Raw genomic sequence first — 25,647 nt, 5'->3', positions numbered from 1 at the left:
GCGGCCCACCGCGGCCCGGGCTAGCGTTGGCCGCCGTGGACCTCCGGATCTTCACCGAACCGCAGCAGGGCGCCGACTACGACGACCTCCTCAGGGTGGCCAGGACCGCCGAGGAGGCCGGGTTCGACGCCTTCTTCCGCTCCGACCACTACCTCGCGATGGGCGGCAGCGGCGAGCCCGGTCCGACCGACGCCTGGCTCACGCTCGCCGGGCTGGCCCGCGAGACCTCCCGGATCCGGCTGGGCACGCTCGTCACCTCGGCCACCTTCCGGCTGCCCGGGCCGCTCGCGATCGGGGTGGCGCAGGTGGACCGGATGTCCGGCGGCCGGGTGGAGCTGGGGCTGGGCTCGGGCTGGTTCGAGGCCGAGCACGCCGCCTACGGCATCCCGTTCCCGCGGCTGCGCGAGCGCTTCGACCGGCTCACCGAGCAGCTCGAGATCATCACCGGGCTGTGGCACACCCTGCCCGGGGAGCGCTTCGAGTACTCCGGCGACCACTACACCGTGACCGACTCGCCCGCGCTGCCCAAGCCCGTGCAGCAGCCCGGCCCGCCGGTGATCGTCGGCGGCAAGGGGAAGCGGCGCACACCGGCGCTGGCCGCCCGCTTCGCCTCGGAGTTCAACGTCCCCTTCTCGTCCATGGACGACGTCGCCGCGCAGTTCGCCCGGGTCGACGAGGCGTGCGCCGCGGTGGGCCGGGACCCGAAGGAGATCGTCCGCTCCGTCGCCCAGGTGGTCTGCGTGGGCCGCACGGACGAGCAGGTGAAGGCCCGGGCGCTCGCCATCGGTCGGGAGGTCGACGACCTGAGGGCCAACGGGCTCGCGGGCTCGCCGGAGGAGGTGGCGGACCGGCTCGGGCAGTGGGTGGAGCGCACCGGCATCACCCGCGTCTACCTCCAGGTGCTGGACCTGGGCGATCTCGACCACCTCGAGCTCCTCGCCGCACACCTCCTGTGACCCCGGCGGGGTGACCGGTCGGCGCGGATCGTTGCGCCGTCATCACTTTGTGACGAACTGTGCGTAACGGGCACGTTCCCTCCGTCGATTGCCAGGCGCAAGCAACGGCCACACTCCGTGAATGAACGGAGCAACGGAGTAGGCCGTTCGTAGTACTGGCTCCGTCGGACGAGGAACACCTGCTCGTGCGAACGCACCTCCGGCCAGGGCGCCGTTCGGCCCTGGTCCTCCTGCTCGTGCTCCCGACGCTGCTCCTCGCGGCGTGCGGCGCGGGCCCGTCGGCGGACGAGGACACCTCCGCCGCGCGGACCGGCGCCGGACCCCGGGTGCAGCCCTACATCGACGCCTCGCTGGCGCCGTCGCCCCTGCCCGCCATGGCCGACGCCAGCGGGGTCACGAACGCCGTCCTCGGCTTCGTCCTCGCGGGCGCCGCGGGCTGCACCCCGTCCTGGGGCGGCACACAGCCCGTGACCGCGCCCGCGGTGGTCGCAGCGGCCCGCGACCTCACCGAGCGTGGCGGCGCGGTCGCCGTCGCCACCGGCGGCGCGACCGGCACCTACCTCGAGAACGCCTGCCCCGACGCCGCGTCGCTGACAGGTGCCTACGGCGAGGCCCTCGACGCGGTCGGCAGCACCGCGCTCGTCGTCGACGTCGAGGAGGACGTCCCCGTCGCCACCGTCGTCGACGCGCTGCGCACGGTGCAGGACGAGCGCCGGGCCACGGTCACGCTGACCCTCGAGGTCGACGACGCCGAGCGCGGGCTCACCCCGTCCGCCCTCGACCTCGTGCGGGCGGCGGTCGCGGCCGGCGTCGACGCCCGCGTCGACGCCATGATCATGAACTTCCCCTACACCGGGTCCTGGGCCGACGCGATGACCGCGGCCACCGGCACCGTCCTGACCCAGCTCGGTGACGTCTGGTCCGGGACCGAGGGATCGGCGGTCGCCGCGCGCACCGGCGTCACCTTCATGCTCGGCCGCACCGACACCGGCGCGGTCACCACGCTCGACGACGCCACGGCCGTGGTCCGCGACGCCCGCGAGCGCGGCCTCGGCACCGTCGGCTTCTGGTCCGTCGGCCGCGACAACGGCGGTTGCCCCGACCGCCCCACCGCCTTCTTCGACTGCAGCGGGCTCGCGCAGTCGCCCTTCGCCTTCACCCTGGCCGCCCGCGACGCGGCCGCGTCCCCCGAGGAAGGTTCCCGATGATCGACGACGACACCCTCGCGTACCGGGAGGTCCCCGAGCGGGGCCCGGTGTTCGTCGACGGCACCGGCCGCCGGCAGCGCCGGATCCGGATGGTCGTGTACGGGTTGGTCTCGATGTGCCTGGTGTTCCTGGTCGTGGTCGGCACCAGCCTGGCCGCCGGGCAGCGGACCCCGATGCTGGACATCCCCGTGCTCGGCGACCTGCTGCCCGCGCCCGAGGCCGAGGCGGCCGACGACACCGAGGGCGAGCTGCGCCCGGAGGCCCCGCCCTCCCGGGGCGGCCTGATCGGCGACGTCACCACCACCACGAGCGGCTCGAGCACCACCGGCGGGACGCCGACCGGCGGGGCCGCCGGCGTGATCGCGCCGCTCGCCGGGCTGCCCGCCGCGCCGGCCCCGCTGTCGCCGGCCGCACCCGCCGCCGTCCCGGGGGCTCCCGTGCCCGGTGCCCCCGTGCCCGGTGCCCCCGTGCCCGGTGCTCCCGCCCCGGGCGATCCGGCTCCCGCCGACCCGGGGACGACCGACCCGGGGACGACCGACCCGGGGACGACCGACCCGGGGACGGGGACGCCGACGGACCCCGGGACCACCGACCCGGACACCGAGGGCGGGCAGGACCCGACGACCCCGCCCACCACGCCGCCGACGACGAACCCGCCGGTGACCACTCCGCCGACCACCACCAAGCCACCCACGACGACCAAGCCCCCGGTGACCACGACGCCGCCGCCGGTCACCACCACCAGGACGACCACCCCGGCGCCGCTGCCCCCGACCACGCCCCCGCCGGTCGTCGTCACCCCGACGACGACCACCCCGCTCCCGGTCGTCCCCGCGTAGGAGCAGGCAGGTCATGTCCCGTCCCCTCCGCCGGCGCACGAGCTTCTCCGTCGGCAAGTTCATGGTCGCCGTGGTGGTGCTGGCGACCTTCGTCGCCGTGCTCCTCCTCAACGGCGTCCTCACCGCCAAGACCTCCTCGGACGCCGACAACCACGTCGTCCGCGGGCCCGACGACCGGGTGCCCGTGGCCGTCCACGAGGGCGGCTCGGCGATCGACACCATCCACGACCCGGTCCGCACGCTGGGCTACCCGTCGAAGACCATCGCCCTGACCTTCGACGACGGCCCGGACCCGGAGTGGACCCCGCAGATCCTCGAGGTCCTGGAGAGGCACAAGGTCCCGGGCACCTTCTTCGTGCTCGGCTCGCTGGCCGCGCAGCATCCCGACCTGGTCCGGGAGATGCGGGCGACCGGGTCCGAGATCGGGCTGCACACCTTCACCCACCCGAACCTGGCCGAGGCCTCGGCGAACCGCATCGACCGCGAGCTCACGCTCACCCAGCTGGCCCTGGCCGGCGCGACGGGGGAGATCTCGTACCTGGTCCGGCCGCCGTACTCCTCGCGCTCCGACGCGCTCACCAACGACGAGTACGAGGTCGTGCGGGAGCTCGGCGCGCGCGGCTATGTCACCGCGCTGACCGACTTCGACAGCCGGGACTGGGAGCGCAAGGGCGTCGACGTCATCGAGAAGGCCGCGAGCCCCACCTCCGACGCCGGCGGTGCGCTGCTGCTGCACGACGCCGGCGGCGACCGGTCGCAGACCGTCGCGGCCCTCGACCACCTGATCCCGCAGCTGCAGGCGCAGGGCTGGCGGTTCACCACCGTCAGCGAGGGCCTCGGGCTGCCCACCGCGAACACGCCCGCGGACCTGTGGGACCGCGTGTTCGGCACCGTCCTGGTCGCCGCGGCGGGCGTCGCGACCTACGTCGTCCGGACGCTGGAGGTGCTGCTCCTGCTGGTCGGCGCGCTCGTCGTCGCCCGGTTGGTGATCATGATCGTGGTCGCCCGGCGGCACGCGCGGCAGAGCCGCCTCGCCACCCGCGAACGGACCGGGCCCTGGTACACCGCTCCCGTCTCGGTGGTGGTGCCCGCCTACAACGAGAAGGAGTGCATCGAGCACACGGTGCGCTCGCTGGTGGCGAGCGACCATCCCGTCGAGATCATCGTGGTCGACGACGGCTCGACGGACGGGACGCCGGACATCGTCGAGCGGCTCGGCCTGCCCGGGGTCCGGGTGATCCGCCAGCCCAACGGCGGCAAGCCCGCCGCGCTCAACGCCGGCATCCGGGCGGCGCGCCACGAGATCGTCGTGATGATCGACGGCGACACCGTGTTCGAGCCGACGACCGTGGGCACCCTGGTGCAGCCCTTCGTCCGGCCCGAGGTCGGCGCGGTGGCCGGCAACGCGAAGGTGGCCAACCGGCGCAGCCTCGTGTCGCACTGGCAGCACATCGAGTACGTGATGGGCTTCAACCTCGACCGCCGCGTCTACGACCTGTGGCGCTGCATGACCACGGTGCCCGGCGCGGTCGGCGCGTTCCGGCGCACCGCGCTGCTGGAGGTCGGCGGGGTCAGCGACGACACCCTGGCCGAGGACACCGACCTCACGATGGCGCTGTGCCGGGCCGGCTGGCGCGTGGTCTACGAGGAGCGGGCCCGGGCCTGGACCGAGGCGCCGGGCACCCTGGGCCAGCTGTGGCGGCAGCGGTACCGCTGGAGCTACGGGACGATCCAGTCGATGTGGAAGCACCGGGCGTCGGTCGTCGCGCGCGGCCCGGCCGGGCACTTCGGCCGCGTGGGGCTGCTGAACATCGCGCTGTTCCAGGTGGTGCTGCCGCTGCTCGCGCCGCTGGTCGACGTGTTCCTGGTCTACGGCCTGTTCTTCCTCGACCCGGTCACCACGCTGCTGGCGTGGGGCGGCGTGCAGCTGATCCAGCTGTTCGCCGCGATCTACGCCTTCCGGCTGGAGCGGGAGAAGATCGGCGTGCTGTGGCTGCTGCCCCTCCAGCAGATCGTCTACCGGCAGCTGATGTACGCGGTGCTCATCCAGTCGATCATGACCGCGCTGGCGGGCATCCGGCTGAAGTGGCAGAAGCTGCGCCGCACCGGCGACTTCGGCGGCGCGCCCGTCGAGAGGACCGTGGGCGCGGGCCTGAGCTGACCGCCTCGCGAGGGGCGACGGCCGTCGTGGCCGTCGCCGCTCACGGGCTCAGTGCAGGGAGGGGTGCAGCTGCAGGTCGAGTCCGGCGACGCCCGCGGCGACCGGCGCCTCGCGCCGCGGCACGACGTGCTCGCGGACCGGCAGGCTGCCCTCGAGGGCGCCGAGCACGGCGTCGGTCACGCCCCCGAGGACCTCGTCCGTGACGACCTCGCGGCCCAGCTCCGCGGACAGCGAGGTCACCCCGGCGTCGGTGATGCCGCAGGGCACGATGCGGCCGAACTCGGTGAGGTCGGGGTTGTAGTTCAGGGCGAAGCCGTGCAGCGTCACCCCGCCCTGGACGCGCACGCCGATCGCGGCGATCTTGCGCTCCGGGCGCAGGTCGTCGGCCGGCAGCCACACGCCGCTGCGGCCCTCGACCCGGCCGGCGGCGGTCACGCCGAGGCCGTGGCAGACCGCGATCAGCGCCTCCTCGAGCCGCCGCACGTAGTCGACGACGTCGAGGGGCTCGCCCAGCGAGACGATCGGGTAGCCCACGAGCTGGCCGGGACCGTGCCAGGTGATCCGGCCGCCGCGGTCGACGTCGATGACCGGGGTGCCGTCCGTCGGGCGGTCCTCGGGGCGGGTCCGCTTGCCCGCGGTGTACACCGACGGGTGCTCGAGGAGCATGAGCACGTCCGGTCCGGTGCCGGCGCGCCGCGCCTCGGCGTTGGCGCGCTGGAGCTCCCAGGCGGTGAGGTAGTCGACCGTGCCGAGAAGGTCCACCCGTACGGGGTTGGGCGAGCGGCGGCACGAGGTTCCCTGGCTGGCCACCGGCCCAGACTACGCCCGCGTGCCGGCGCGGACGGGCGGGCGTGGTCACACCACGGCGGCGGCACGGCCGGCGGTCAGGCCAGGGCGCGCAGCACCTCCGCGGCCGCCCGCCGCCCGCTGACCAGGGCGCCTTGTGTCGACGGCGTGTCGCGGTGGTCGCCGCACACGAACAGTCCCTCGCCCAGCGCGACCCCGCTCCGGACCGGCCGCCCGGGCAGGAAGGCGGGCAGCGCCCCGCGGACCTCCGCGGTGTGCACGAGCTCCCAGTCCTCCGTCCCGGTGCCGTAGATCCGGGCCAGCTCGCGGCGCACCTCGGGCTCGGGGATCGCCGGCCCGACGACCGTGGAGGACACCAGCGGGCGGCCGGAGGCGGAGTACTCCGGGGCCGCCGCCGTGAGCACCACGGAGTTGGCGACGGGCCCGCCGGTCCCGTCGAGGTGCAGGATCGGCTCGGCGGCCGGGGGCTCCGCCATGGTGTGGTACCAGGTCGTGAGCGTGCGGGTCGCCGGTGCGGTCACTGTGGGGAGCAGCCGGGCGGCCGTGGCCGCGTCGGTCGCGACGACGACGGCGCGGGCCGCGGTCTCCCCGTCGGCCGTGCGGACGACCGGGGGCGCCCCGCCGGTCACGGCCTCGACCCGGGTGTGCAGCCGCACCGGCAGCCCGGCGGCCAGCCGGCGGGGGAGGGCCTCCATGCCGTCGGCCGGCACGAACACCCGGCCGAGGGCGAAGCTGCGCCACACCAGCCGGACGACGCCCTCGCTCGTCACCAGCTCCCGGTCGGCGAGCACACCGGACAGGAACGGGCGGAGGAAGGTCTCCGTGGCGGTGCCCGCCAGCCCGGCCGCGGCCAGGTCCGCGGCCGCCGAGCGGGCGGTGCGGAGCGCGGTGCGCCGCGGCGGCGTGGCCAGCACCCGGGCGGTCCAGGCGGCGAGCTTCGCCAGGTCCGCCGGCGGGAGCGTGTGCAGCGAGCCCGGCGCCCGCGCCGGGTCGCGCAACGGGTTGACGAACCGGCGCAACGACCCGTCGGCGGCCCGGATCGCCGCCCCCGGCACGAACGTGCGCATCGCCAGCAGCTCCGCACCGTCCGGCCCGAGGACGGTGCGCAACGCGGGGTAGGCGGTGTTGAGCACCTGGAAGCCGCGGTCGCAGCGGAAGCCGTCGACGACGTCCGTCGCGATCCGGCCGCCGACCCGGTCGGCCGCCTCGAGGACCGTGACGGCCAGGCCGTGGCGGCGCAGGATCCGTGCGGCCCGCAGCCCGGCGACCCCCGCCCCGACCACGACGACGTCCGCGTCGGGCGTGCGCGCGCGGGTCATGCGCGGACGGCGGCGGAGAGCGCGTCGGCGAGCGTGGTGTGCCGGAAGGAGAACCCGGCCGCGAGCAGCGCGCGCGGCACCGCACGTTGGGAGAACAGCAGCATCTCGCGGCCCATCTCGCCGAGCACGGCGTTCACCGCGAAGGCCGGGAGGACCAGCGGGGCCGGCCGGCCGACGGCGCCGGCCAGGGTCTGGGTCAGGACCTTGTTGGTCACCGGGGCCGGCCCGGTGACGTTGACCGGGCCGCTCAGCGACCCGTGCTCGACGGCGAACCGGATCGCCGCGACCTCGTCGTCGAGCGAGACCCACGGCATGTACTGCTCGCCGCTGCCGATCCGCGCGCCCAGGAAGGCCTTCCACACCGGCCGCATCAACGCGAGCAGGCCCCCCGACGGCGAGAGCACGAGTCCCGTGCGGAGCCGGACCACCCGGACCCCGGCCTCCGCGGCCGGCGCGGTGGCGGCCTCCCAGTCCCGGCAGACCTCGGCCAGGAAGCCCTCGCCGGAGGGCGCCGACTCGTCGATCTCGTCCGGCCCGGCGTCGCCGTAGTAGCCGACGGCGGAGCCGCTGATCATCGCGGGCACGCCGGCCCGGGCGACGGCGGTGGCCAGGACCTCGGTCGGGACGTTGCGGCTGTCCCGGATCGCCTGCTTGCGCGCGCCGCTCCAGGGCCGGTCGGCGATCCCGACGCCGCCGAGGCTCACCACGGCGTCCGCCCCGTCGAGGGCGCCCTCGTCGATCGCCCCCGACGGCGGGTCCCAGCCCCGCTCGTCCGGGGCGGAGGGCGCGCGGCGCACCAGCCGCACGACCTCGTGGCCGGCCTCCCGCAGGCCGGCGACCAGGGCGGTTCCGATCAGGCCGGACGAACCGGCGACGACGACGCGCACGGTCCGGATCCTTCCGAACCCGGCCGGGCCGCGCGACCCGGGCGCGCCGACGCGGACGCGTGAGAACGGGCGGAGGGGCCCCGCGACCTGCGGGACCCCTCCGGTTCGTGCGCTGTGCGGGGCGTCAGAGGCCGAGCTCGGCCTCGAAGGCGCCCTCCTCCAGACGCGCCCGGATGGCGCTGACGAACCGGCCGGCGTCGGCGCCGTCGACGATCCGGTGGTCGTAGGTCAGCGGCAGGTAGCAGACGGACCGCACCGCGATGACGTCCTCGCCGTCCGGGCCGGCCACGACCTTCGGCTCCTTCGCGATCGCGCCGGTGCCGAGGATGGCGACCTGGGGCTGGTTGATGATCGGCGTGTCGAACAGCGCGCCGGCACTGCCGATGTTGGTGATCGTGAAGGTGCCGCCGGACAGCTCGTCGGGCTTGATCGTGTTGTTGCGGGTGCGGGCCGCGACGTCGGCGATCTTGCGGGCGAGCCCGGCCAGCGACAGGTCCTCGGCGTTCTTGATCACCGGGACGAGCAGCCCGCGCGGGGTGTCGACGGCGATCGCCAGGTGGACGTTGCCGTGGTACTCGATCTGCTTGCCGTCCTCGGTGATCGAGGCGTTGACGGCCGGGAAGGCCTTGAGGGCCTCGACCGTGGCCTTCGCGAAGAACGGCAGGTAGGTGAGCTTGACGCCCTCGCGCTGCTCGAAGGCGGCCTTGGCCCGGGCGCGCAGCTTCGCGATCCGGGTGACGTCGACCTCCTGCACGGTGGTCAGCTGCGCCGAGACCCGGAGCGACTCGGTCATGCGCTGGGCGATGACCTGGCGCAGGCGCGGCATCTTCACCGTGGTGCCCGGCTGCGGGGCGTCGGCGGCGCGCGCCGGCACCTTCGTGGGCTCCTTCGGCGCGCCGCTCGGGGCCGCGGCCGGGGCGGCGGCGGCCGGGGCCGGCTGCTCGGGGGCCGGGGCCTTGGCGGCCTCGGCCGCGGCGAGGACCTCCTGCTTGCGGATACGGCCGCCGACGCCCGAGCCCTGGACCTGGTCGAGGTCCACGCCGTGCTCCGCGGCCAGCTTGCGGACCAGCGGGGTGACGTACGGCGGGGCGGAGGTGCCCTTGGTCTCGGCCTTGCCGTTGCCCGAGCCGCCGCCCGCCGGGGCGGGCGCGGTCTCGGCGGCGCGGGCAGTGTCCTCGGTCTCGGGCTCGGCCGGCTCCGGGGCGGCCTGCTCCTCCTCGACCGGCTCCTTCGGGGCCTCCTGGGTCGGCTCCTCGGTCTTGGGGGCGTCCGCCTTCGGGGGCTCGGGCGCCTTCTCCTCGGCCGGGGCCGGGGCGGCGTCCGCGTCGCCGATGACGGCGAGCTGCCCGCCGACCTCCACGGTGTCGTCCTCGCCCACCGACAGCTCCAGGACCGTGCCGGCGACCGGCGACGGGATCTCGGTGTCGACCTTGTCGGTGGAGACCTCGAGCAGCGGCTCGTCGACCTCGACGGTGTCGCCGACCTGCTTGAGCCAGCGGGTCACGGTGCCCTCGGTGACGGACTCGCCCAGCTCGGGCATGGTCACCGGGGTGCCGCCGCCGGAGGACTTCCCGGTCGAGGCCTTCGGCGCCTCCTGCGGCTCCTCGGCCTGCGCGGGCTCGGGCTCCGGCTCGGGCTCCGGCTGCGCCTCGGGCTCGGGCTCGGCCGCCTCGGACTGGGGCTGGGCCTCGGGCTGCGCCGAGCCCTCGTCCGACCCGGCGTCGCCGATCACGGCGAGCTCGCCGCCGACCTCGACGGTCTCGTCCTCACCGGCGACGATGCGCTGCAGGACGCCGGCGACCGGGGACGGGATCTCGGTGTCGACCTTGTCGGTGGAGACCTCGAGCAGCGGCTCGTCGACCTCGACGGTGTCGCCCTCCGCCTTGAGCCAGCGGGTGACGGTGCCTTCGGTGACGCTCTCACCGAGGGCGGGCATCTGGACGGAGAAGGCCATGTCTGCTCGGATCCTCTTTCGACGTGCGGTGGGTGCGGTCCGTTCGGGACCTCAGCCGTGGGTGTGCAGGGGTTTGCCGGCCAGGGCGAGGTGTGCCTCGCCGAACGCCTCGTTCTGGGTGGGGTGTGCGTGCACGAGCGGGGCGACGTCGCCGGGCTCGGCCTCCCAGTTGTAGACGAGCTGGGCCTCGCCGATCAGTTCGCCGACGCGGGCGCCGACCATGTGGATCCCGACCACCGGGCCGTCCTTGGCGCGCACGAGCTTGATCGCGCCGGAGGTCTGCAGGATCTGCGACTTGCCGTTGCCGCCCAGGTCGTAGGTCAGGGTCTCGATCTCCCCGAACTTCTCCTTGGCCTGGGCCTCGGTGAGCCCGACGGAGGCGACCTCGGGCTCGCAGTAGGTCACCCGCGGGATGCCGGCCTCGTCGATCGGGGCCGGGTCGAGCCCGGCGACGTCCTCGGCCACGAAGATGCCCTGGGCGAAGCCGCGGTGGGCCAGCTGCAGGCCGGCCACGATGTCGCCGACGGCGTAGACGCCGTCGAGGGTGGTCCGGAGCCGGGCGTCGGTGGTGACGAACCCGCGCTCCATGCCCAGGCCGGCCTCCTCGTAGCCGTGCCCGGTGGTGTTCGGGCCGCGCCCGACCGCGACGAGCAGCAGGTCGGCCTCGAGCTCCTCGCCGGACTCCAGGGAGACGGTGACGGTGTCGCCCTTCTGCTTGGCGCCGGTGAACTTCACCCCGGTCTTCGCGGTGATCCTGCGGCGGCGGAAGGCGCGTTCGAGGAGCTTGGAGGCGAACTCGTCCTCTCCCGGCACCAGCCGGGGCAGGGCCTCGACCACGGTGACCTCGGCGCCGAAGGAGCGCCACACGCTCGCGAACTCGACGCCGATCACGCCGCCGCCGAGCACGACCACCCGCTGGGGGACCTCGTCGAGGGTGAGCGCCTGGTCGGAGGTGATGATCCGGCCGCCGATCTCCAGCCCGGGCAGGGTCCTGGAGTAGGAGCCGGTGGCGAGGACGACGTGGCGGCCGGTGTAGCGGGTGCCGTCGACCTCCACGGAGCGGGGGCCGACGAAGGTGCCGGCGCCCTCGACCAGCTCGATCTTGCGCGAGGACACCAGGCCCTGCAGGCCCTTGTAGAGTCGGGCGACCACACCGTCCTTGTAGGAGTGGACCCCGGTCATGTCGATGCCCACCAGCTGGGACAGCACACCGACCTTGGCGCCGTCGCGGGCGGCGTCGGCCACCTCGGCGGCGTGCAGCAGGGCCTTGGTGGGGATGCAGCCGCGGTGCAGGCAGGTGCCGCCGAGCTTGTCCTTCTCCACCAGCACCACCGACATGCCCAGCTCCGCCGCGCGCAGCGCGCACGCATAGCCACCGGAACCGCCGCCGAGGATCACCAGATCGGCAGTCCGTTCGGGCACGTCCGTTCTCCTCACTCGCGGCGTCGGCGCTTCCGGCGACCCGGTGCTCCGTCCGGGGCGGCCCCATCTTGTCACTCGGCGGCAACGGTCGCTGGAACAGGTCCGGGAGAAATCCGCACAGGTCGCGCGTTGGGTGGGTAGCTGTCGAGGGGAGCGGAGGCCTCATGGGACTGTTCGGCCGCAGGCGCGCGGGGAGGCGACGTGGGGCCGCGGCCGAGGACGTCGAGCACCTGCGCGCCTGGGCGGCGCTGCGTCAGGGCGTGGAGGCCTTCGTCGAACCCCGCACCGCCGTGACCGAGACGACCATGGTCCTCGTCGCGAAGGACGGGGAGTGGACGCGGCGCCGGGTCGCCGGGCCGGAGGGCGCTCGCAAGCTCGCGCGGTCCCTGGGGATCCCGGTCTACGACGTGCAGCTCGTCGGCTACCCGCAGCGGATGCGCGACCACGACGCCCGGCAGCGGGTGCTGCGCGAGCGCGAGCGCCGGCGGGGGCTGGGGGAGCTCGGCGGGTACGGCACCTAGGAGGCCGTCGACGGCCAGGGGTGTCGATCCGGGTGGCCCTGATCCCTAGTCGGACGGGCCGACCAGGAGCGACATCGTCTCCGCGAGGTGCGCGCGGGTGGCCGCCTCGGCGGCGGCGGCGTCGCCGGACTCGATGGCGTCGATCAACACCTCGTGGCGGTCGTTGGCCCGCTGCAGCTCCACCAGGTCGGCGACGACGACGAGTGCGGGCTCGATCGATCGGCGCAGGAACTCGTACAGCTCGGCGAGCACGGTGTTCCCGGTGGCCTCGGCGGCGATCCGGTGGATCCGGGAGTCCGCCTCGATGAACGCGGTCACGTCCCCCGACTCGGCGTGCGCCCGGCAGTCCGCGAGAGCCGCACGGAGCTCCGTCACCTGGGCGGACGTGCGCCGTACGGGGGCGACCTGCGCGACGAGGACCTCGAGTGCGGTACGGACCTCGAACACCTCCGGCACCCGTGCCGCGGCGATCCGCTCGGCGAGGTCCGCGTCGTCCGACCGGGCGACGAAGGTCCCGCTCCCGTGCCGCACCTCGAGCACACCGGCGTGGGAGAGCGCACGGATCGCCTCGCGCAGGGTCGACCGACCGACCTGGAGCCGCTCGGCGAGCTTCGGCTCGCTCGGCAGCCGGTCCCCGGGCTGCAGCCCCTCGGAACCGACCAGCTCACGGAGGCTGGCGATGACCTGGTCGACCAGGGGGCGGCGCTCGGGTGGCGCCGCCGGTCGCCAGTGCTCGATCACGGTGCCCAGATTACGACCCCACACCTTGACAGGGCCGCCGCGGTCCGCAAAGTTGTCTGATGACCTGATGAATCGAGGTAGGGAATGACCGTGCAACACCTGAACCCCACCAGCCTCGCGGCGCCGGTGCGGAACCTGTACTCCCAGGTGGCCGTTGCCGCACCCGGCTCGCGGCTCGTCGCGATCGCCGGGCAGGTCGCGGTCGACGCCCGCGGCACGCTCGTCGGGGCGGGTGACCTGCATGCCCAGGCCGAGCAGGCCTTCCGCAACCTGCGGCTCGCCCTGGAGGCGGCCGGCGGCGGTCCGCGGGACCTGGTCAAGTACACGATCCACGTCGTCGACTCGTCCCCCGTGCACGTCGAGCCGGTGTTCGAAGCCGCCCGTGCGGCCTTCGACGGTGAGCTCCCGCTCGTCCCCAGCACCTGGCTGGGGGTGGCAGCGCTCGGCCTCCCCGAGTGGCTCATCGAGGTGGACGGCCTCGCCGCCGTGCCGGGTGAGGGGAACCGCGCATGACCGAGGCCCTGGGCGTCCCGCCCGCACCGACGTTCGACTCGGTGGCCGACGAGCGCCGGCACCGCAAGCAGCAGCTCGCCGCGGCGCTGCGGGTGTTCGGTCGCCTCGGGTACGACGAGGGCGTCGCGGGCCACATCACCGTCCGCGATCCCGAGGATCCCGAGAAGTTCTGGGTCAACCCCTTCGGCGTCTCCTTCGGCCGGATCCGTGTGAAGGATCTCGTCCTGGTCGACCGCGACGGAGCGGTCGTCGAGGGCACCCGCGCGGTCAACCGGGGCGCCTTCGTGATCCACTCCGCGATCCACGACCTGCGCCCGGACGTGGTCGCCGCAGCACACGCCCATTCGATCCACGGGCGGGCGCTCGCCGCACTCGGCGCTCCCCTGCGCCCGGTGGTGCAGGAGGCCTGCGCGTTCTTCGAGGACCAGAGCACCTACACCGACTACAACGGGCTGGCACTGGAGGAGGACGAGGGCCGTCGGATGGCAGAGGCGCTCGGCGGGAACCGGGCGGTCGTGCTGCAGAACCACGGCGTGATCACCGTCGGCGGCAGCATCGAGGAGGCCGCCTACTGGTTCGTCAGCTTCGACCGCGCCGCGCAGGTCCAGCTCCTCGCCGAGTCCGCGGGCACCCCCGCCTACCTCGAGGACGCCGCCGCCCGACTCGCCCATGCCCAGTTCGGCAGCCCGAAGCTCGCCCGCTTCAGCTTCCAGATCCTCTTCGACGACATCGTCCACGCCCATCCCGACCTGCTCGACGAGTGACCGACCCCGGACTGGAGACCCCCATGGCGACCTTCGTCCTCGTGCACGGATCCTGGGCGGGCGGCTGGAACTGGGCCCGTTTGCGCCCCTTCCTCGCCGACTCCGGCCACCACGTCCTCACCCCGACCCTGTCCGGTCTCGGCGACCGGGGTCACCTCGCGGGCCCCGACATCGGCCTGTCGACGCACATCGAGGACATCACCCGGCTGCTCGACTGGGAGGACCTGACGGACGTCGTGCTCGTCGGGCACAGCTACGGGGGCATGGTCGTGACCGGGGTGCTCGGCCGGGTCCCCGAGCGCCTGGCGCGGGTGGTCTACCTCGACGCCTTCCGCCCGGAACCCGGCCAGGCCGCCTTCGACGTCCTGCCCGAGCTCCCGGGCCTGTTCGGCGAGCCACCCGCGGAGCACCCCTGGGGCTGGCCGCCGGTCGACCTGGCACTGCTCGGGATCGTCGAGCCCGCGGACCGGGACTGGATGGCCCGCAAGTGCACTCCCATGCCCGTTCTCACCCACCGCGAGCCGCTCCCCGCCCCGCAGAAGCAGGCGGACGTACCGATCACCTACCTGCGCGGCGCCGCGGTCCCGTTCTTCGCCGACACTGCGGACAAGGCCGAGGCCGACGGCGCCACCGTGATCTCCTGGCCCGACGCGGCCCACTACCTGCAGGTCCATCACGCCGCCCGGACCGCCGAGCTCCTGCTGGGCCTCGAGGAGGTCGCGGGTGACGGTGGATCGGGATGAAGTAGCGGCGCGCCCCGTCGGCCCGGTGACCGATCCGCCGGGTCCAACCGGCAGGCCTCGGGACGAGCGGATCAGACCGGCTGCACCGGGCGGTAGGTCGCTCGACTCCGTGGACCAGCAGGCGGCTAGCGGGACTTGCGGGCGCCGATCGCCTGGAGGATTGGGGCGGCCCGCAGCAGCGGGCCGGGAGCAAGGGCGGAGAGCCGCATCATCGCGCCGCGCCAGCCCGGGACGGTCTTGTAGACGCGGCCGGTGCCCAACAGCCCGACCAGTTCGGTGGCCACGCGCTCCGGCGTGAGCAGCACGCCCGAACGGACGAGCGCCCGGGCCCGCGGCTCCATCGTCTCCAGCAGCGCCGTCGCGACGCCGTCCGGGTTGACGGCGTGCACCCGGATCCCGTCGGCCCGCACCTCGGCCGACAACGCCGAGGCGAGGGAGAGCACGGCCGCCTTGGTCGCGGCGTAGAGCGACAGGCCCGGCACCGGGCCGAGCCCGGACAGCGAGGCGGTGATCGCGAGGTCGCCGCCCCCGCCCTGCTCGCGGAACGCGGCGATCGCCGCGCGGGAGCCCCACACCGGGCCGAGCAGGTTGATCTCGACCAGCGCCCGGGCCTCGGCGTCGGTGAGCTCGGTGAGCGGGCCACCGGTGCCGACGCCGGCGTTGCTCACCCACGCGCCGAGCGGCGCCAGCTCCCGGGCGCGGGCGGCGATCGCGTGCGCCGCCGCGGGGTCGGTGACGTCGTAGGCGGCGGACTCCCCGCCGAGCTCCGCGGCGGTCGCCTTCGCGGCCGCCTCGTCGACGTCCGTGACCAGGACGCGGTAGCCGCGCCCGGCGAGCTCGCGGGCGATCGCGGCGCCGATGCCGCGCGCCCCGCCGGTGACGACGGCCGAGCGGGAGCGCGGGGGGACCGAGTGGGCGACACGGCGGCGGATCACGGGCGTGACCCTACCCGTGGGTAGCGATCAGGGAAGCCCCGAGACGGGTCCGGGGACGGCCCCGATGTCCGGTCGGTCGTCGGCGGGTGGACTCGGGACGTGCCTCGCTCGACGTCCCCCTCGACCCCCCGCTCGACACCCGCCCGCCCGCGGCCCCCGGTCGCCCGCCCGCCGGGACCGTCCGGGCGGGGCGGCGGCGCGGCCCGGACCTGGCGCCGGCTCGCCGTCTGGGCGCACGTGCTGTCCTCGGTGGGCTGGATGACCTGTGCGCTCGCGCTGTTCGCGCTGCTCGTCCCGGCCCTGCGCGGCGGCGCACCGTGGGCCGTCGAGGCGGCGCACCATCTCGACACGCACCTGCTCGCGCCACTGGCCAACACCTCGGCCGCGACCGGCCTGGTGCTCTCCCTCGGCACCGCGTGGGGGTTGGCGGTGCACCGCTGGGTCCTGACCAAGCTGGTGATCACGCTGGTCCAGCTCCACCTCGGGATCTTCGTGCTGTCCGGGGCGCTGAGCACCGCTGCCGACACGCTGCGCGTCTCGCCGCCCCTGGTCGTCGGCACGGCGCTGATGGCGAGCGCGATCGCGGTCCAGGCCTGGCTGTCGGTGGCCAGACCCGGCGGGCGGACGCGGTGGGGCACCCGCGACGGCCGGCCCGTCACCCTCCCCACCGCGCCCACCTGGGTCTTCGCGCTCGTCGTCGCGTCCCCGGTGGTGGACGTGACGCTGGGGCTGCTGCTCGGCTTCCCCTCGCCGCTCTGCTCGCTCGCCGTGGTGATCGTCGCGGCGGTGGTCCGGGGGCGGACCCTCCGCCACGCCCGGCGCGGCACCACCCGGGCGTAGCTCGCGACCCGTGCCGCGGGAGCTCCCGACCCGCGAACGCACAGCGGTTCGCGGGTCAGCCGTGGGCGGCGATGTCCTCCAGGAGCGCGACGAGGGTGCGGACCGGGACGCCGGTGCCGCCCTTGGGCGTGTAGCCCCACGGGCCGCCGGTGTTGAACGACGGGCCGGCGATGTCGATGTGCGCCCACGGCAGCCCGTCGGCGACGAACTCGCGCAGGAAGACCCCCGCCGCCAGCATCCCGCCGAACCGGTTGCCCGTGACGTTGGCCAGGTCCGCGATCCGGGAGTCGAGCTCGCCGCGCAGGTGCTCGGGCAGCGGCATGGCCCAGGCGTCCTCGCCGACCGCCCGGCCGAGCGCGGCGACCCGGTCCCGGAAGTCGTCCGTGCCCATCACGCCCGCGGTGCGGGTGCCGAGCGCGACCATCTGCGCGCCGGTGAGCGTCGAGGTCTCGACGAGGTAGTCCGGGTCGTCCTCGGCCGCGCGCACCATGGCGTCGGCCAGGATCAGCCGGCCCTCCGCGTCCGTGTTCAGCACCTCGACGGTCTTGCCGCCGTACATCGTCAGCACGTCGCCGGGCCGGTACGCGGTGTCCGACGGCATGTTCTCGGCCATCGGCACGGTCGCCGTCACGGCCACCGGCAGGTTCAGCCGGGCCGCCAGCACCGTCGTGGCGATCACCGCGGCGGCCCCGGACATGTCCGAGGTCATGTGGTCCATGTTGGCGGCGGGCTTGATCGAGATGCCGCCGGTGTCGAAGGTGATGCCCTTGCCGACCAGCGCGACCTTCCTGACCGGGTTCTCGCCGCCGGACCAGCGCAGCCGGACCAGGCGCGGCAGCCGGGACGAGCCCTGCCCGACCCCCAGGATGCCGCCGTAGCCGCCGGCCGCGAGCGCCTCGTCGTCGAGCACCTCGACCTCCAGCCCGGCGGCCTCGCCGAGCTCGCGGGCGCGCGCGGCGAAGGTCTCGGGGTAGAGCGCGTTGGGCGGGGTGTTGATCAGGTCGCGCGCGACGGTCACCGCCTGCGCGACGGCGAAGGCGTGCTCGAGCGCCTCGGCGTCGGCCCCGGGGAACTCCACGGAGCCGATGGGCTTCTTCCCCGCCGTCGGGTCGCCCTTGAACGCGGTGAACCGGTACGCCCCGAGCAGCACGCCCTCCGCGGCGGCGGCCAGGTCGACCGCGCCCAGCGTGCTCACCACGCGCCCGCTGCCCGCCAGCGCGCGCGCCACGGCGCCCGACGCCCGCCGCACCTGGTCGGCGGGGACGGTGCCGGACTCGTCGGGCCTGCCCAGCCCCACCCCGACGACGAGCGGCGAGCCGACCGCCCCGCGCGAGGGCAGCTTCACGACCTCCTCGACCTTGCCGGTGGCGCCGGCGAGCGCGAGCAGCCCGGCCAGGGTGCCGTCGAACGCGGCGTCGACCTCCTCGGCGCCCGGCGCGAGGACCGGGTCGGCGCCGTTGCCGTCGGGGTCGCCGTCACCGTCGCCCGGCAGCACCCCGACGACGAGGACGTCGGCCTCCGCCGCCGCGGCGGGGACCTCGAGGGCGCCGATGCGGGTGCCGGTCTGCGGGACGGTGGTCGTCAAGGCGATCTCCTCGGTCGGGGTCGGCGCCGGGCGGGGCGCACGGCGGCGGGACGGTGGAATCGCCGGGCCCGGGCGCCGCACCGCCCGTCGACGGGCGGTCCGAGCGCCCGGCGAGACCTCTTCGAGATGCTAATGACACCGTCGCGGGGCCGTTTCGCACAGGGTCGGATGCGATGGTGGTCCCCGTGGCAACGACCCTCGGCCGGCGCCTGGGTGTCGCCGACGTGGTGGTGCTCGGGCTCGTCGCCATGCTCGGCTCCGGCGTCTTCGTCGTCTTCGCGCCCGCCGGCGCGGCGGCGGGACCCTGGCTGCTCCTGGCGGTGCTCCTCGCCGCGGTCGTGGCGGGGACCTGCGTGCTGTCCACCGCGGAGCTGGTCCTCGCGGGCGGCGCGCGCGGGCCGACCTTCTCCGCCGGGTACACCGCGGGCTACGTCGCCGCGCGGGAGCGCCTGCACCCGGTGGTGGGCCGGCTCGCCGGCGTCACGCTGCTGATCGGCGGGGTCGCCTCGGCGGCGGCCGCCGCGGGCGTGTTCGGGGCGTACGTGCTGCCGTCGAACCCGCTGGTCGCCGGGATCGTGGTGATCGTGGTCGCCACGGTGCTCAACGTCGTGGGGGTCCGGACGACCGCCCGCTCCTCCTGGCTGCTCGCCGGCGGGACGCTCGCGGTGCTGGTCGTGGTGGTCGTCGTCGGCCTGCTGGGGCCCGGCGGGGAGGAGACGGTCTCGGCGTCCGTGACGGCGGCGGGGGAGGCGCGCGGCGTCGCCGTGCCGGTCCCGCAGGCCTCGCCGGGTGCGCTCGGCGTGCTGTCCGCCGCGGGGCTGGTGTTCTTCGCGTTCGTCGGCTTCGCCAACGTCGCCACCTACCGCGAGGAGGTCCGCACCCCGGCCCGGACCCTGCGCCGCGCGATCCCGATCGCGCTCGGCGTGTGCACCCTGACCTACCTCGCAGTCGCCGGGGCGCTGCTGATGGGCCTGGGCACGGATCGGGTCGGCGAGGAGCACGCCCCGCTCGTCGCGCTCGTCGACACCGGCCAGGCGCCCGCGCTCGGGGTGCTCGTGCGCATCGGCGCGGCGGCCGCGGCCGGCTCGACGCTGCTCGCCGTGCTGGTCGGGATCAGCCGCACCGCCATGGAGATGGGCGCCCGCGAGGACCTGCCCCGCTCGTTCGCGAAGGTCTGCGGTAGCGGCGCCCCCTGGCGGTCCGACGTCCTCGGCGCGGCCCTGGCGATCCTGGTCGCCGTGCTCGCCGGCCCGGTGGCCTCCATCGCCCTGTCGGCCTGCGCGATGCTGCTGCACTACGCGATCGTGCACGCCGCGACGCTGCGGGTGCCCGGCCGGCGGACCCCGGCGTGGGTGCCGGCCGTCGGGTTCGTGCTGTGCGTCGGGCTGGCCGTGCTGCTGCCCCGGACGTCCGTGCTGATCACGGTCGGCGCCCTGCTCGTCGGCTGGGGGCTGGCCGAGCTGTCCGCGCTGCGGGCCCGCCACCGCCCGCCCGCGCAGCAGGAGGAGCCGCCGGGGGAACGGGCGGCCTGAGTACGGTTCCCGGCGTGAGCGACGAGCTGATCACCGGTCCCCTGCACGAGCGGCACGTCGCGCTGGGGGCGACCCTGGGCGCCTTCGGCGGCTGGTCCATGCCGATCGCCTACCCGGCCGGCACCGTCGCCGAGCACACCGCGGTGCGCGCGGCCGTCGGGATCTTCGACGTCAGCCACCTCGGCAAGCTGCTCGTCCGCGGGCCCGGCGCCGCGGAGTTCGTCAACTCCTGCCTGACCGCGGACCTCGGGAGGATCGCGCCGGGGAAGGCGCAGTACACGCTGTGCTGCACCGAGACCGGTGGCGTGGTCGACGACCTCATCGCCTACCTCGACGGACCCGACGAGGTCCTGCTCGTCCCCAACGCGGCCAACGCGGTCCGGGTCGCCGCGCTGCTGCGCGCGGCCGCCCCCGCCGGGATCGAGATCGTCGACCGGCACCGCGAGCTCGCCGTGATCGCGGTGCAGGGCCCCCGCGCGGCGGAGCTGTTCACGACGATGTTCGCCGGCTTCCCCGGGGTCGCCGGGCTGGAGTACATGGCCTTCGTCGACGCCGGCGCCGTGCGGGTCTGCCGCACCGGCTACACCGGTGAGCACGGCTACGAGCTGCTGGTGCCGGCCGCCCAGGCCCCCGCGGTCTGGGACGGGCTGCTCGCCGGCGCGGAGCCGCTCGACGGGCGCCCGTGCGGGCTCGGTGCGCGGGACACGCTGCGGCTCGAGATGGGCTACCCGCTGCACGGGCAGGACCTGAGCGAGGAGATCAGCCCGGTCCAGGCCGGCAGCTCGTGGGCCGTCGGGTGGTCCAAGCCGGCGTTCTGGGGTCGAGAGGCGCTGCTGGCCGAGCGCGAGGCCGGCCCGGCACGGCGGTTGCGCGGGCTGCGCGCGACCGGGCGCGGGATCCCGCGGGCCGGGATGACGGTGCGCAAGGACGGCGAGCGGGTCGGCGTGACGACCTCGGGCACCTTCTCGCCGACCCTGAGGACGGGCATCGCGCTGGCCCTGATCGACACGGCGGCCGGGGTCGCCGTCGACGACGTCGTCACCGTGGACGTCCGCGGCCGGTCACTGGAGACGCAGGTGGTCAAGCCCCCGTTCGTGCCGTCGCACGTCCGATGATCGGGTACCCGACCGGCTGACACGGGCCTTGCCCGGCGGGTTACCGTTCAGGCATGAGCGCGCCGCTGTTCACCCGCATCCCGAACCCCGCCCCGGCCTCCGACCAGCGGCGCACCGAGATCCTGGCCGCGCCGGGCTTCGGCCGGCACTTCACCGACCACATGGTCACGATGCGGTGGACCGTCGGCGAGGGCTGGCACGACTTCCGGGTCGAGCCGTACGGGCCGATCGCGCTCGACCCGGCCACGATGGTCCTGCACTACGGGCAGGAGATCTTCGAGGGCCTCAAGGCGTACACGCAGCCGGACGGCACGGTCGCGTCGTTCCGCCCGGAGGAGAACGCGGCGCGGTTCCGCCGGTCCGCGGTCCGCCTGGGGATGCCCGAGCTGCCCGACGAGCTGTTCATGGCCGCGCTGCGCGAGCTGCTCGCGGTCGACCGGGCCTGGGTGCCCCCGGCCGGCGGCGAGGAGTCGCTCTACCTGCGGCCCTTCATGATCGCGACGGAGGTCGGGCTGGGCGTCAAGCCCGCCGACTCCTACCTGTTCCTGCTCATCGCCTCGCCGGCCGGTGCGTACTTCCCGGGCGGGGTCAAGCCGGTCGACGTCTGGCTGTGCACGGACTTCACCCGGGCCGCGGTGGGGGGCACCGGTACCGCGAAGTGCGGGGGGAACTACGCCGCCTCGCTGCTGCCGCAGGCCCAGGCCGCGCAGCACGGGTGCGCGCAGGTCGCCTACCTCGACGCCGCGGAGAAGCGGTGGGTGGAGGAGATGGGCGGGATGAACCTGTTCTTCGTCTTCGGCTCGGGGGAGTCGGCCGAGCTGGTCACGCCGGAGCTGTCCGGGAGCATCCTCGAGGGCGTCACCCGGCACTCGCTGCTCACCCTCGGCAAGGAGATCGGCTGCCAGGTCACCGAGCGCAAGATCTCTGCGCAGGAGTGGCTGGTGGGGTGCGCGGACGGCGCGATCACCGAGGTGTTCGCCTGCGGCACCGCGGCCGTGATCACCCCGGTCGGGAACGTCAAGTTCAGCGAGAACATTGGCGTCGGGTCGGTCCGGGTGGCCGACGGCGAGCCCGGGCCGATCACCATGCGCCTGCGCGCCCTGCTCACGGACATCCAGCGGGGCACCGCTGCGGACACCCACGGATGGATGACCGCGCTGTAGCGGTCACGCGGCGAGGAGCAGCAGGACGGCGGCGGTGCCCAGCTCCGCCGCCGCGCCCAGGACGTCGCCGGACATCCCGCCGAAGCGGCGTGCGGTGTGCGCGGACAGCGCCACGGTGACCAGCGCCGCCAGCACGATCCCGGCCGGCCCGCGCCAGCCCGCCACGGCGTAACCGGCCGCGGCCAGCACCGACCACCACGCGGGCGCCACCCACGCCGGCTGCGACTCCGCCACCAGCGCGCCGAGCCCGCCCGGCCGTGCCGCGGGCACCCCCCGCCGGGCGACCCAGCAGAAGCCCGCCCGTCCGGTGGCCACCGCGAGCGCGGCCCCGGCCACGGCGTGCCCCCCGGACTGGGCGCCCAGCGAGCCCGCCTGCACCCCCAGCACGACCAGCAGCGTCACGACGGCGAAGGGCCCCGCGCCGCCGTCCTTCATCACGGCGAGCGCCCGCTCCGGCGGGCCGAAGCAGCCCAGGCCGTCGGCGGTGTCGGCCAGCCCGTCGACGTGCATCCCGCGCGTGCCGAGGGCCAGCACCCCGACGGCGAGCAGGCCCGCCACCAGCCCCGGCACACCCAGCGCGCCGAGCCCCCACACGAGCAGCCCGGCGACGGCGCCCAGCCCGGCCCCGACGAGCGGGGCCCAGCGGAGCGCGCCGGCCGCGGCCCGGGCCGACGGCGCACCGGTCCGGACCGGCAGGACGGTCAGCCAGCTCAACGCGAGGGCGAGCGCGCTCGTCCGGCGCTCGTCCCCGCTCATCCGGAGACGGCGCGGACCGGCGCGATCCCGCTCGCCTCGGCGGTCGCGGTCTCGCCGAGCAGCAGCGCGGCCGCCTGGACCAGCGGCAGGACCGCGACCGCGCCCGTGCCGTCCCCGTGGCGGACCTGCAGGTCCAGCACGGGGACGAGCTGCAGGTGCTGCAGCACGAGCGTCATCGCGGGCTCGGGGGAGTGCTGGGCGGCGAGCCACCACTGGTGGGCGCCCGGGGCGAGCTCGTCGGCCAGCAGGCCCGCGGCGCCGACCACCAGCCCGTCGAGCAGCACCGGGGTCCTCCGCAGCGCGGCCTGCACGAGGAAGCCGGTGAGCACCGCCAGATCGGCGCCGCCGGCGGTGCGCAGCAGCGCGTGCGGGTCGCGGACGTGCGGCTTCGCCCGGCGCAGGGCGTCGCGGATCGCGGCGGCCTTGCGCATCCAGGCGTCGTCGCCGATGCCGGAACCCCGCCCGACGACGGCGACCGGCTCGGCCCCCGTCACGGCCGCGACCAGGGTCGACGCCGGGGTGGTCGCGCCGACCCCGAGCGAGGCGGGCACGAGCAGGTCGGCGCCGGAGTCGACCTCCTCGTCGGCGAGCGCCCGGCCGATCCGGACCGCGTTCTCCACCTCGGCGGCGGTGAGCGCGTCCTCGCGGTCGATCCGCCCGCTGCCCCGGCGGACCTTGAACCGCTCCTGGCCGGGCAGCGTCGCCTCGCGGTCCAGCCCGGCGTCGACCACCCGCACCGACGCGCCGGACACCGCGGCCGCGACCGCGACCGGCGCGGACTGCTCGAGCGTGGCCGCGACCTGCCGGGCGGTGACCTCCGGTGGGTAGGCGGAGACGCCCGCCGCGGCGATCCCGTGGTCCGCCGCGACCACGACCACCCGCGCCCGGACCGGCGGCCGCGGCGGGCAGACCCCCTGCACCGAGGCCAGCCACAGACCGAGGTCGGCGAGCACGCCCAGCCCGCCCGCGGGCACCGCCAGCGCCTCGTACCGCGCGACGGCCTCGCGCCGCGCCTCGAGATCGGGTGCGGGGACGGCGGGGAAGGGGCTCTCGCTCACGCGCCCTTCCTACCGCCCGGCCGGCGGCGCCGTCGCGGCAGCCCTCGTGCTCGGCCGGTTCGCCGCGTCGACGACGCCGCCCTCAGCCATGATCGTCGGTCGGGACCCCCCGCGGCCGAGGACGGCGCGCAGCTGTCCGGTACGGCGATCACGGAAAGCTCTCAGCCTCCGGCGGGCTTCAGGCGGAGGGGCAGGCCCGCCACCAGCAGCACCACCTTGTCGCACACCTCGGCGAGGGCGGCGTTGAGCGCACCCAGCTCGTCCCGGAACAGCCGCCCGGCCCGGGTCGCCGGGACCACGCCCAGCCCGACCTCGGCGGACACGAGCACGCACGGCGCCTCGCCCGGAGCCCGCCGGACCGCCTCGACCAGCGTGGCGACCGCGTCCTCCACCCCGGGCGGGGTGGCCGGCGCCTCCCAGGCCTCGCAGTCGTCGAGCACGCCGGTGAGCCAGGTGGCGAGGTCGTCGACCAGCAGCGGTCCGCCGCGGGCGAGCTCGGCGACCAGGTCGGGATCCTCGACCGTGGTCCAGCAGGCCGGGCGCCGCGCGGCGTGCCGGGCGATCCGGGCCTCCCACTCGAGGTCGTCCGGCCGGCGGCGGGCGGTGGCGGCGTAGCGGACCGGGGCGTCGGCGGGCAGCAGCGCCTCGGCGTACCCGGACTTGCCGGAGCGGGTGCCGCCCAGGACCAGGGTTCTCAGACCTGTGCCCCGCGCCGGACCCGCGGCTTGGGCACCCGCAGCTTGCGGATCTGGCTGGCCCGGGTGAACGCGTACCAACCGGTGCCGAGCCCGCTGATCTGCTCGTTCGGGAACCGGGCCCGCGCCTGCTTCGTGACGCGGATCCCGAGCGTGACGCCCTCGACCACCATCACCATCAGCACGACCAGGCTGAACAGGCTCAGGTACTGCTGCACCGACGGGATCGGCAGCAGCACCGAGATCAGCACCACCACGGCCAGCGGCATGAACAGGCCCATGAGGTGCGGGCGGGAGTCCACGACGTCGCGGATGTAGGCCTTGACCGGACCGCGGTCGCGCGGCATGAGCACCCGGTCGTCGCCGGCGTCCATGCGCGCGCGGCGCTCGGCGGCCTGGGCGCGGCGCTCCTCCTTGCTCGGCCGGTTGGCCTTGGCCAGGCGGGCGGCCTCGCGCTGGGTGCGCGGCGGGGGCGGGGCGGGGCCGCGGCGCCTGCTCTCGGCGTCCCGGCGCTTCGGCGTGGGCCGGCCCTTGCCCTGCGTCCAGCGCGGATCGAGCGGCTTCTTCTCCTGCGTGCCCCCGGCCTCGTCCGTGTCGACGGACGCGGATGCCGGGGAATCGTCGGAGCGGCGCAGGAACCTCACGGGTCCACAGCGTACGGGCGATAGCGTGCGCGGTGTGCGTGTGGTCGTCGCTCCCGACTCCTTCGGCGGGACCCTGAGCGCGCGGGCCGCGGCCGGCGCCATCGCGGAGGGCTGGCTGCGCGCCGTGCCCGACGCCCGGGTCGACCGCCTCCCGCTGGCCGACGGCGGCACGGGCTTCGTCGACGTCCTGCAGGAGCGGCTGGGCGGGACCCTGCACGAACCGCAGGTCACCGGCCCGTTCGGCGACCCGGTGCGGGCGCCGTGGCTGCAGGTCGGCGAGGTCGCCTACATCGAGTCGGCCGCGGCGTGCGGGTTGCACCACGTGCCCCGGGAGCGGCGCACGCCGGAGGTGGCCGGGAGCGTGACGACCCGCGGGGTGGGGGAGCTCGTGCGCGCGGCGCGCGCCGCGGGGTGCACCGAGGCCGTGATCGGGCTCGGCGGGTCGGCGACCACGGACGGCGGGGCGGGCCTGCTCGCCGCCCTCGGCGC

25 protein-coding genes are annotated in these 25,647 nt (G+C 75.5%); 13 read left to right on the top strand and 12 right to left on the bottom strand.

The genetic code is table 11. The features are described 5' to 3' along the window. The first annotated feature begins 35 nt into the window (after nt 1–35). The 4 genes from ACFQH9_RS26565 to ACFQH9_RS26550 all read left to right on the top strand — a co-directional run bounded on the left by ACFQH9_RS26565 (nt 36) and on the right by ACFQH9_RS26550 (nt 5,164). A complete protein-coding gene (locus tag ACFQH9_RS26565; RefSeq protein ID WP_379570157.1) occupies nt 36–956 on the top strand; it encodes an LLM class F420-dependent oxidoreductase in 921 nt (306 codons plus the stop codon). A gap of 185 nt (nt 957–1,141) precedes the next feature. After that, nucleotides 1,142–2,164 carry a glycoside hydrolase family 18 protein gene (locus tag ACFQH9_RS26560; protein WP_379570155.1) on the top strand — a complete coding sequence of 341 codons (1,023 nt, stop codon included), beginning with the start codon at nt 1,142–1,144 and terminating at the stop codon, nt 2,162–2,164. Beyond that, nucleotides 2,161–3,003, top strand: coding sequence for a hypothetical protein (locus tag ACFQH9_RS26555; protein WP_379570153.1), 843 nt, complete (start codon nt 2,161–2,163; stop codon nt 3,001–3,003). Before ACFQH9_RS26560 ends, ACFQH9_RS26555 begins: the two co-directional genes overlap by 4 nt. 13 nt (nt 3,004–3,016) lie before the next feature. Then, nucleotides 3,017–5,164 carry a bifunctional polysaccharide deacetylase/glycosyltransferase family 2 protein gene (locus ACFQH9_RS26550; RefSeq protein WP_379570151.1) on the top strand — a complete coding sequence of 716 codons (2,148 nt, stop codon included), beginning with the start codon at nt 3,017–3,019 and terminating at the stop codon, nt 5,162–5,164. A 48-nt stretch (nt 5,165–5,212) separates the two neighbouring features. On the opposite strand, the gene lipB is transcribed toward ACFQH9_RS26550, so the two are convergent. From lipB to lpdA, 5 genes are all read right to left on the bottom strand, one after another. Beyond that, a complete protein-coding gene (gene lipB, locus ACFQH9_RS26545) occupies nt 5,213–5,974 on the bottom strand; it encodes a lipoyl(octanoyl) transferase LipB (RefSeq protein WP_379570149.1) in 762 nt (253 codons plus the stop codon). 74 nt (nt 5,975–6,048) lie between these two features. Then, complete coding sequence (locus ACFQH9_RS26540) at nt 6,049–7,290, bottom strand: FAD-dependent oxidoreductase (RefSeq protein ID WP_379570147.1); 1,242 nt, start codon at nt 7,288–7,290, stop codon at nt 6,049–6,051. Then, nucleotides 7,287–8,177 (bottom strand): TIGR01777 family oxidoreductase, encoded by an 891-nt coding sequence (locus tag ACFQH9_RS26535; RefSeq protein ID WP_379570146.1) that lies wholly within the window; start codon nt 8,175–8,177, stop codon nt 7,287–7,289. Before ACFQH9_RS26535 ends, ACFQH9_RS26540 begins: the two co-directional genes overlap by 4 nt. Nucleotides 8,178–8,301: 124 nt before the next feature. After that, the gene (sucB, locus tag ACFQH9_RS26530; protein WP_379570145.1) at nt 8,302–10,131 is read right to left on the bottom strand and encodes a 2-oxoglutarate dehydrogenase, E2 component, dihydrolipoamide succinyltransferase; all 1,830 of its coding nucleotides are present in this window, start codon (nt 10,129–10,131) and stop codon (nt 8,302–8,304) included. A gap of 51 nt (nt 10,132–10,182) precedes the next feature. After that, nucleotides 10,183–11,553, bottom strand: coding sequence for a dihydrolipoyl dehydrogenase (gene lpdA, locus ACFQH9_RS26525; RefSeq protein WP_379570144.1), 1,371 nt, complete (start codon nt 11,551–11,553; stop codon nt 10,183–10,185). Nucleotides 11,554–11,717: 164 nt separating this feature from the next. Here lpdA and ACFQH9_RS26520 point away from each other — a divergent pair, with 164 nt between their 5' ends. Continuing rightward, nucleotides 11,718–12,074 carry an oxidoreductase gene (locus ACFQH9_RS26520; RefSeq protein WP_379570142.1) on the top strand — a complete coding sequence of 119 codons (357 nt, stop codon included), beginning with the start codon at nt 11,718–11,720 and terminating at the stop codon, nt 12,072–12,074. A gap of 45 nt (nt 12,075–12,119) precedes the next feature. On the opposite strand, the gene ACFQH9_RS26515 is transcribed toward ACFQH9_RS26520, so the two are convergent. Beyond that, the gene (locus tag ACFQH9_RS26515) at nt 12,120–12,815 is read right to left on the bottom strand and encodes a FadR/GntR family transcriptional regulator (RefSeq protein WP_379570140.1); all 696 of its coding nucleotides are present in this window, start codon (nt 12,813–12,815) and stop codon (nt 12,120–12,122) included. A gap of 84 nt (nt 12,816–12,899) precedes the next feature. Here ACFQH9_RS26515 and ACFQH9_RS26510 point away from each other — a divergent pair, with 84 nt between their 5' ends. The 3 genes from ACFQH9_RS26510 to ACFQH9_RS26500 are packed head-to-tail and all read left to right on the top strand — an operon-like array spanning nt 12,900 to nt 14,835. Next, on the top strand, nt 12,900–13,328 hold the full coding sequence (locus ACFQH9_RS26510; RefSeq protein ID WP_379570138.1) for a RidA family protein: 429 nt from the start codon (nt 12,900–12,902) through the stop codon (nt 13,326–13,328). Then, the gene (locus ACFQH9_RS26505; protein ID WP_379570136.1) at nt 13,325–14,092 is read left to right on the top strand and encodes a class II aldolase/adducin family protein; all 768 of its coding nucleotides are present in this window, start codon (nt 13,325–13,327) and stop codon (nt 14,090–14,092) included. The genes ACFQH9_RS26510 and ACFQH9_RS26505 overlap by 4 nt, the downstream gene beginning before the upstream one ends. 23 nt (nt 14,093–14,115) lie before the next feature. Beyond that, on the top strand, nt 14,116–14,835 hold the full coding sequence (locus ACFQH9_RS26500) for an alpha/beta fold hydrolase (RefSeq protein WP_379570134.1): 720 nt from the start codon (nt 14,116–14,118) through the stop codon (nt 14,833–14,835). A gap of 125 nt (nt 14,836–14,960) precedes the next feature. Here the strand turns inward: ACFQH9_RS26500 and ACFQH9_RS26495 are convergent, their stop codons facing one another. Then, nucleotides 14,961–15,770 carry an SDR family NAD(P)-dependent oxidoreductase gene (locus ACFQH9_RS26495; protein WP_379570132.1) on the bottom strand — a complete coding sequence of 270 codons (810 nt, stop codon included), beginning with the start codon at nt 15,768–15,770 and terminating at the stop codon, nt 14,961–14,963. Nucleotides 15,771–15,869: 99 nt separating this feature from the next. Between ACFQH9_RS26495 and ACFQH9_RS26490 the strand changes: the two genes are divergently transcribed. Then, complete coding sequence (locus tag ACFQH9_RS26490; protein ID WP_379570130.1) at nt 15,870–16,610, top strand: hypothetical protein; 741 nt, start codon at nt 15,870–15,872, stop codon at nt 16,608–16,610. Nucleotides 16,611–16,665: 55 nt separating this feature from the next. On the opposite strand, the gene ACFQH9_RS26485 is transcribed toward ACFQH9_RS26490, so the two are convergent. After that, a complete protein-coding gene (locus ACFQH9_RS26485; protein WP_379570128.1) occupies nt 16,666–18,195 on the bottom strand; it encodes a leucyl aminopeptidase in 1,530 nt (509 codons plus the stop codon). Between the two features lie 185 nt (nt 18,196–18,380). On the opposite strand from ACFQH9_RS26485, the gene ACFQH9_RS26480 reads away from it, so the two are divergent. From ACFQH9_RS26480 to ACFQH9_RS26470, 3 genes are read left to right on the top strand one after another with little or no spacing between them, the layout of a single operon-like run. Next, nucleotides 18,381–19,727 carry an APC family permease gene (locus ACFQH9_RS26480; protein ID WP_379570126.1) on the top strand — a complete coding sequence of 449 codons (1,347 nt, stop codon included), beginning with the start codon at nt 18,381–18,383 and terminating at the stop codon, nt 19,725–19,727. A gap of 14 nt (nt 19,728–19,741) precedes the next feature. Then, on the top strand, nt 19,742–20,842 hold the full coding sequence (gene gcvT / locus ACFQH9_RS26475) for a glycine cleavage system aminomethyltransferase GcvT (RefSeq protein WP_379570124.1): 1,101 nt from the start codon (nt 19,742–19,744) through the stop codon (nt 20,840–20,842). Nucleotides 20,843–20,895: 53 nt separating this feature from the next. Continuing rightward, nucleotides 20,896–22,005 carry a branched-chain amino acid aminotransferase gene (locus ACFQH9_RS26470; RefSeq protein WP_379570122.1) on the top strand — a complete coding sequence of 370 codons (1,110 nt, stop codon included), beginning with the start codon at nt 20,896–20,898 and terminating at the stop codon, nt 22,003–22,005. A gap of 3 nt (nt 22,006–22,008) precedes the next feature. Here the strand turns inward: ACFQH9_RS26470 and ACFQH9_RS26465 are convergent, their stop codons facing one another. The 4 genes from ACFQH9_RS26465 to ACFQH9_RS26450 form a co-directional block, all read right to left on the bottom strand. Next, on the bottom strand, nt 22,009–22,761 hold the full coding sequence (locus ACFQH9_RS26465) for an adenosylcobinamide-GDP ribazoletransferase (RefSeq protein ID WP_379570120.1): 753 nt from the start codon (nt 22,759–22,761) through the stop codon (nt 22,009–22,011). Continuing rightward, complete coding sequence (locus ACFQH9_RS26460) at nt 22,758–23,819, bottom strand: nicotinate-nucleotide--dimethylbenzimidazole phosphoribosyltransferase (protein ID WP_379570118.1); 1,062 nt, start codon at nt 23,817–23,819, stop codon at nt 22,758–22,760. The genes ACFQH9_RS26465 and ACFQH9_RS26460 overlap by 4 nt, the downstream gene beginning before the upstream one ends. 161 nt (nt 23,820–23,980) lie before the next feature. Then, the gene (locus ACFQH9_RS26455) at nt 23,981–24,595 is read right to left on the bottom strand and encodes a bifunctional adenosylcobinamide kinase/adenosylcobinamide-phosphate guanylyltransferase (protein ID WP_379570116.1); all 615 of its coding nucleotides are present in this window, start codon (nt 24,593–24,595) and stop codon (nt 23,981–23,983) included. Then, the gene (locus ACFQH9_RS26450) at nt 24,514–25,158 is read right to left on the bottom strand and encodes a DUF3043 domain-containing protein (RefSeq protein WP_379570114.1); all 645 of its coding nucleotides are present in this window, start codon (nt 25,156–25,158) and stop codon (nt 24,514–24,516) included. The genes ACFQH9_RS26455 and ACFQH9_RS26450 overlap by 82 nt, the downstream gene beginning before the upstream one ends. A gap of 34 nt (nt 25,159–25,192) precedes the next feature. Between ACFQH9_RS26450 and ACFQH9_RS26445 the strand changes: the two genes are divergently transcribed. Continuing rightward, nucleotides 25,193–25,647 (top strand): glycerate kinase (locus tag ACFQH9_RS26445; RefSeq protein ID WP_379570112.1); only part of this gene is annotated, 455 nt, incomplete at its 3' end.

Source organism: Pseudonocardia lutea (assembly GCF_042658055.1).
GTDB lineage: Bacteria > Actinomycetota > Actinomycetes > Mycobacteriales > Pseudonocardiaceae > Pseudonocardia > Pseudonocardia lutea.
This window is presented reverse-complemented; position numbering and strand designations above follow the sequence as displayed.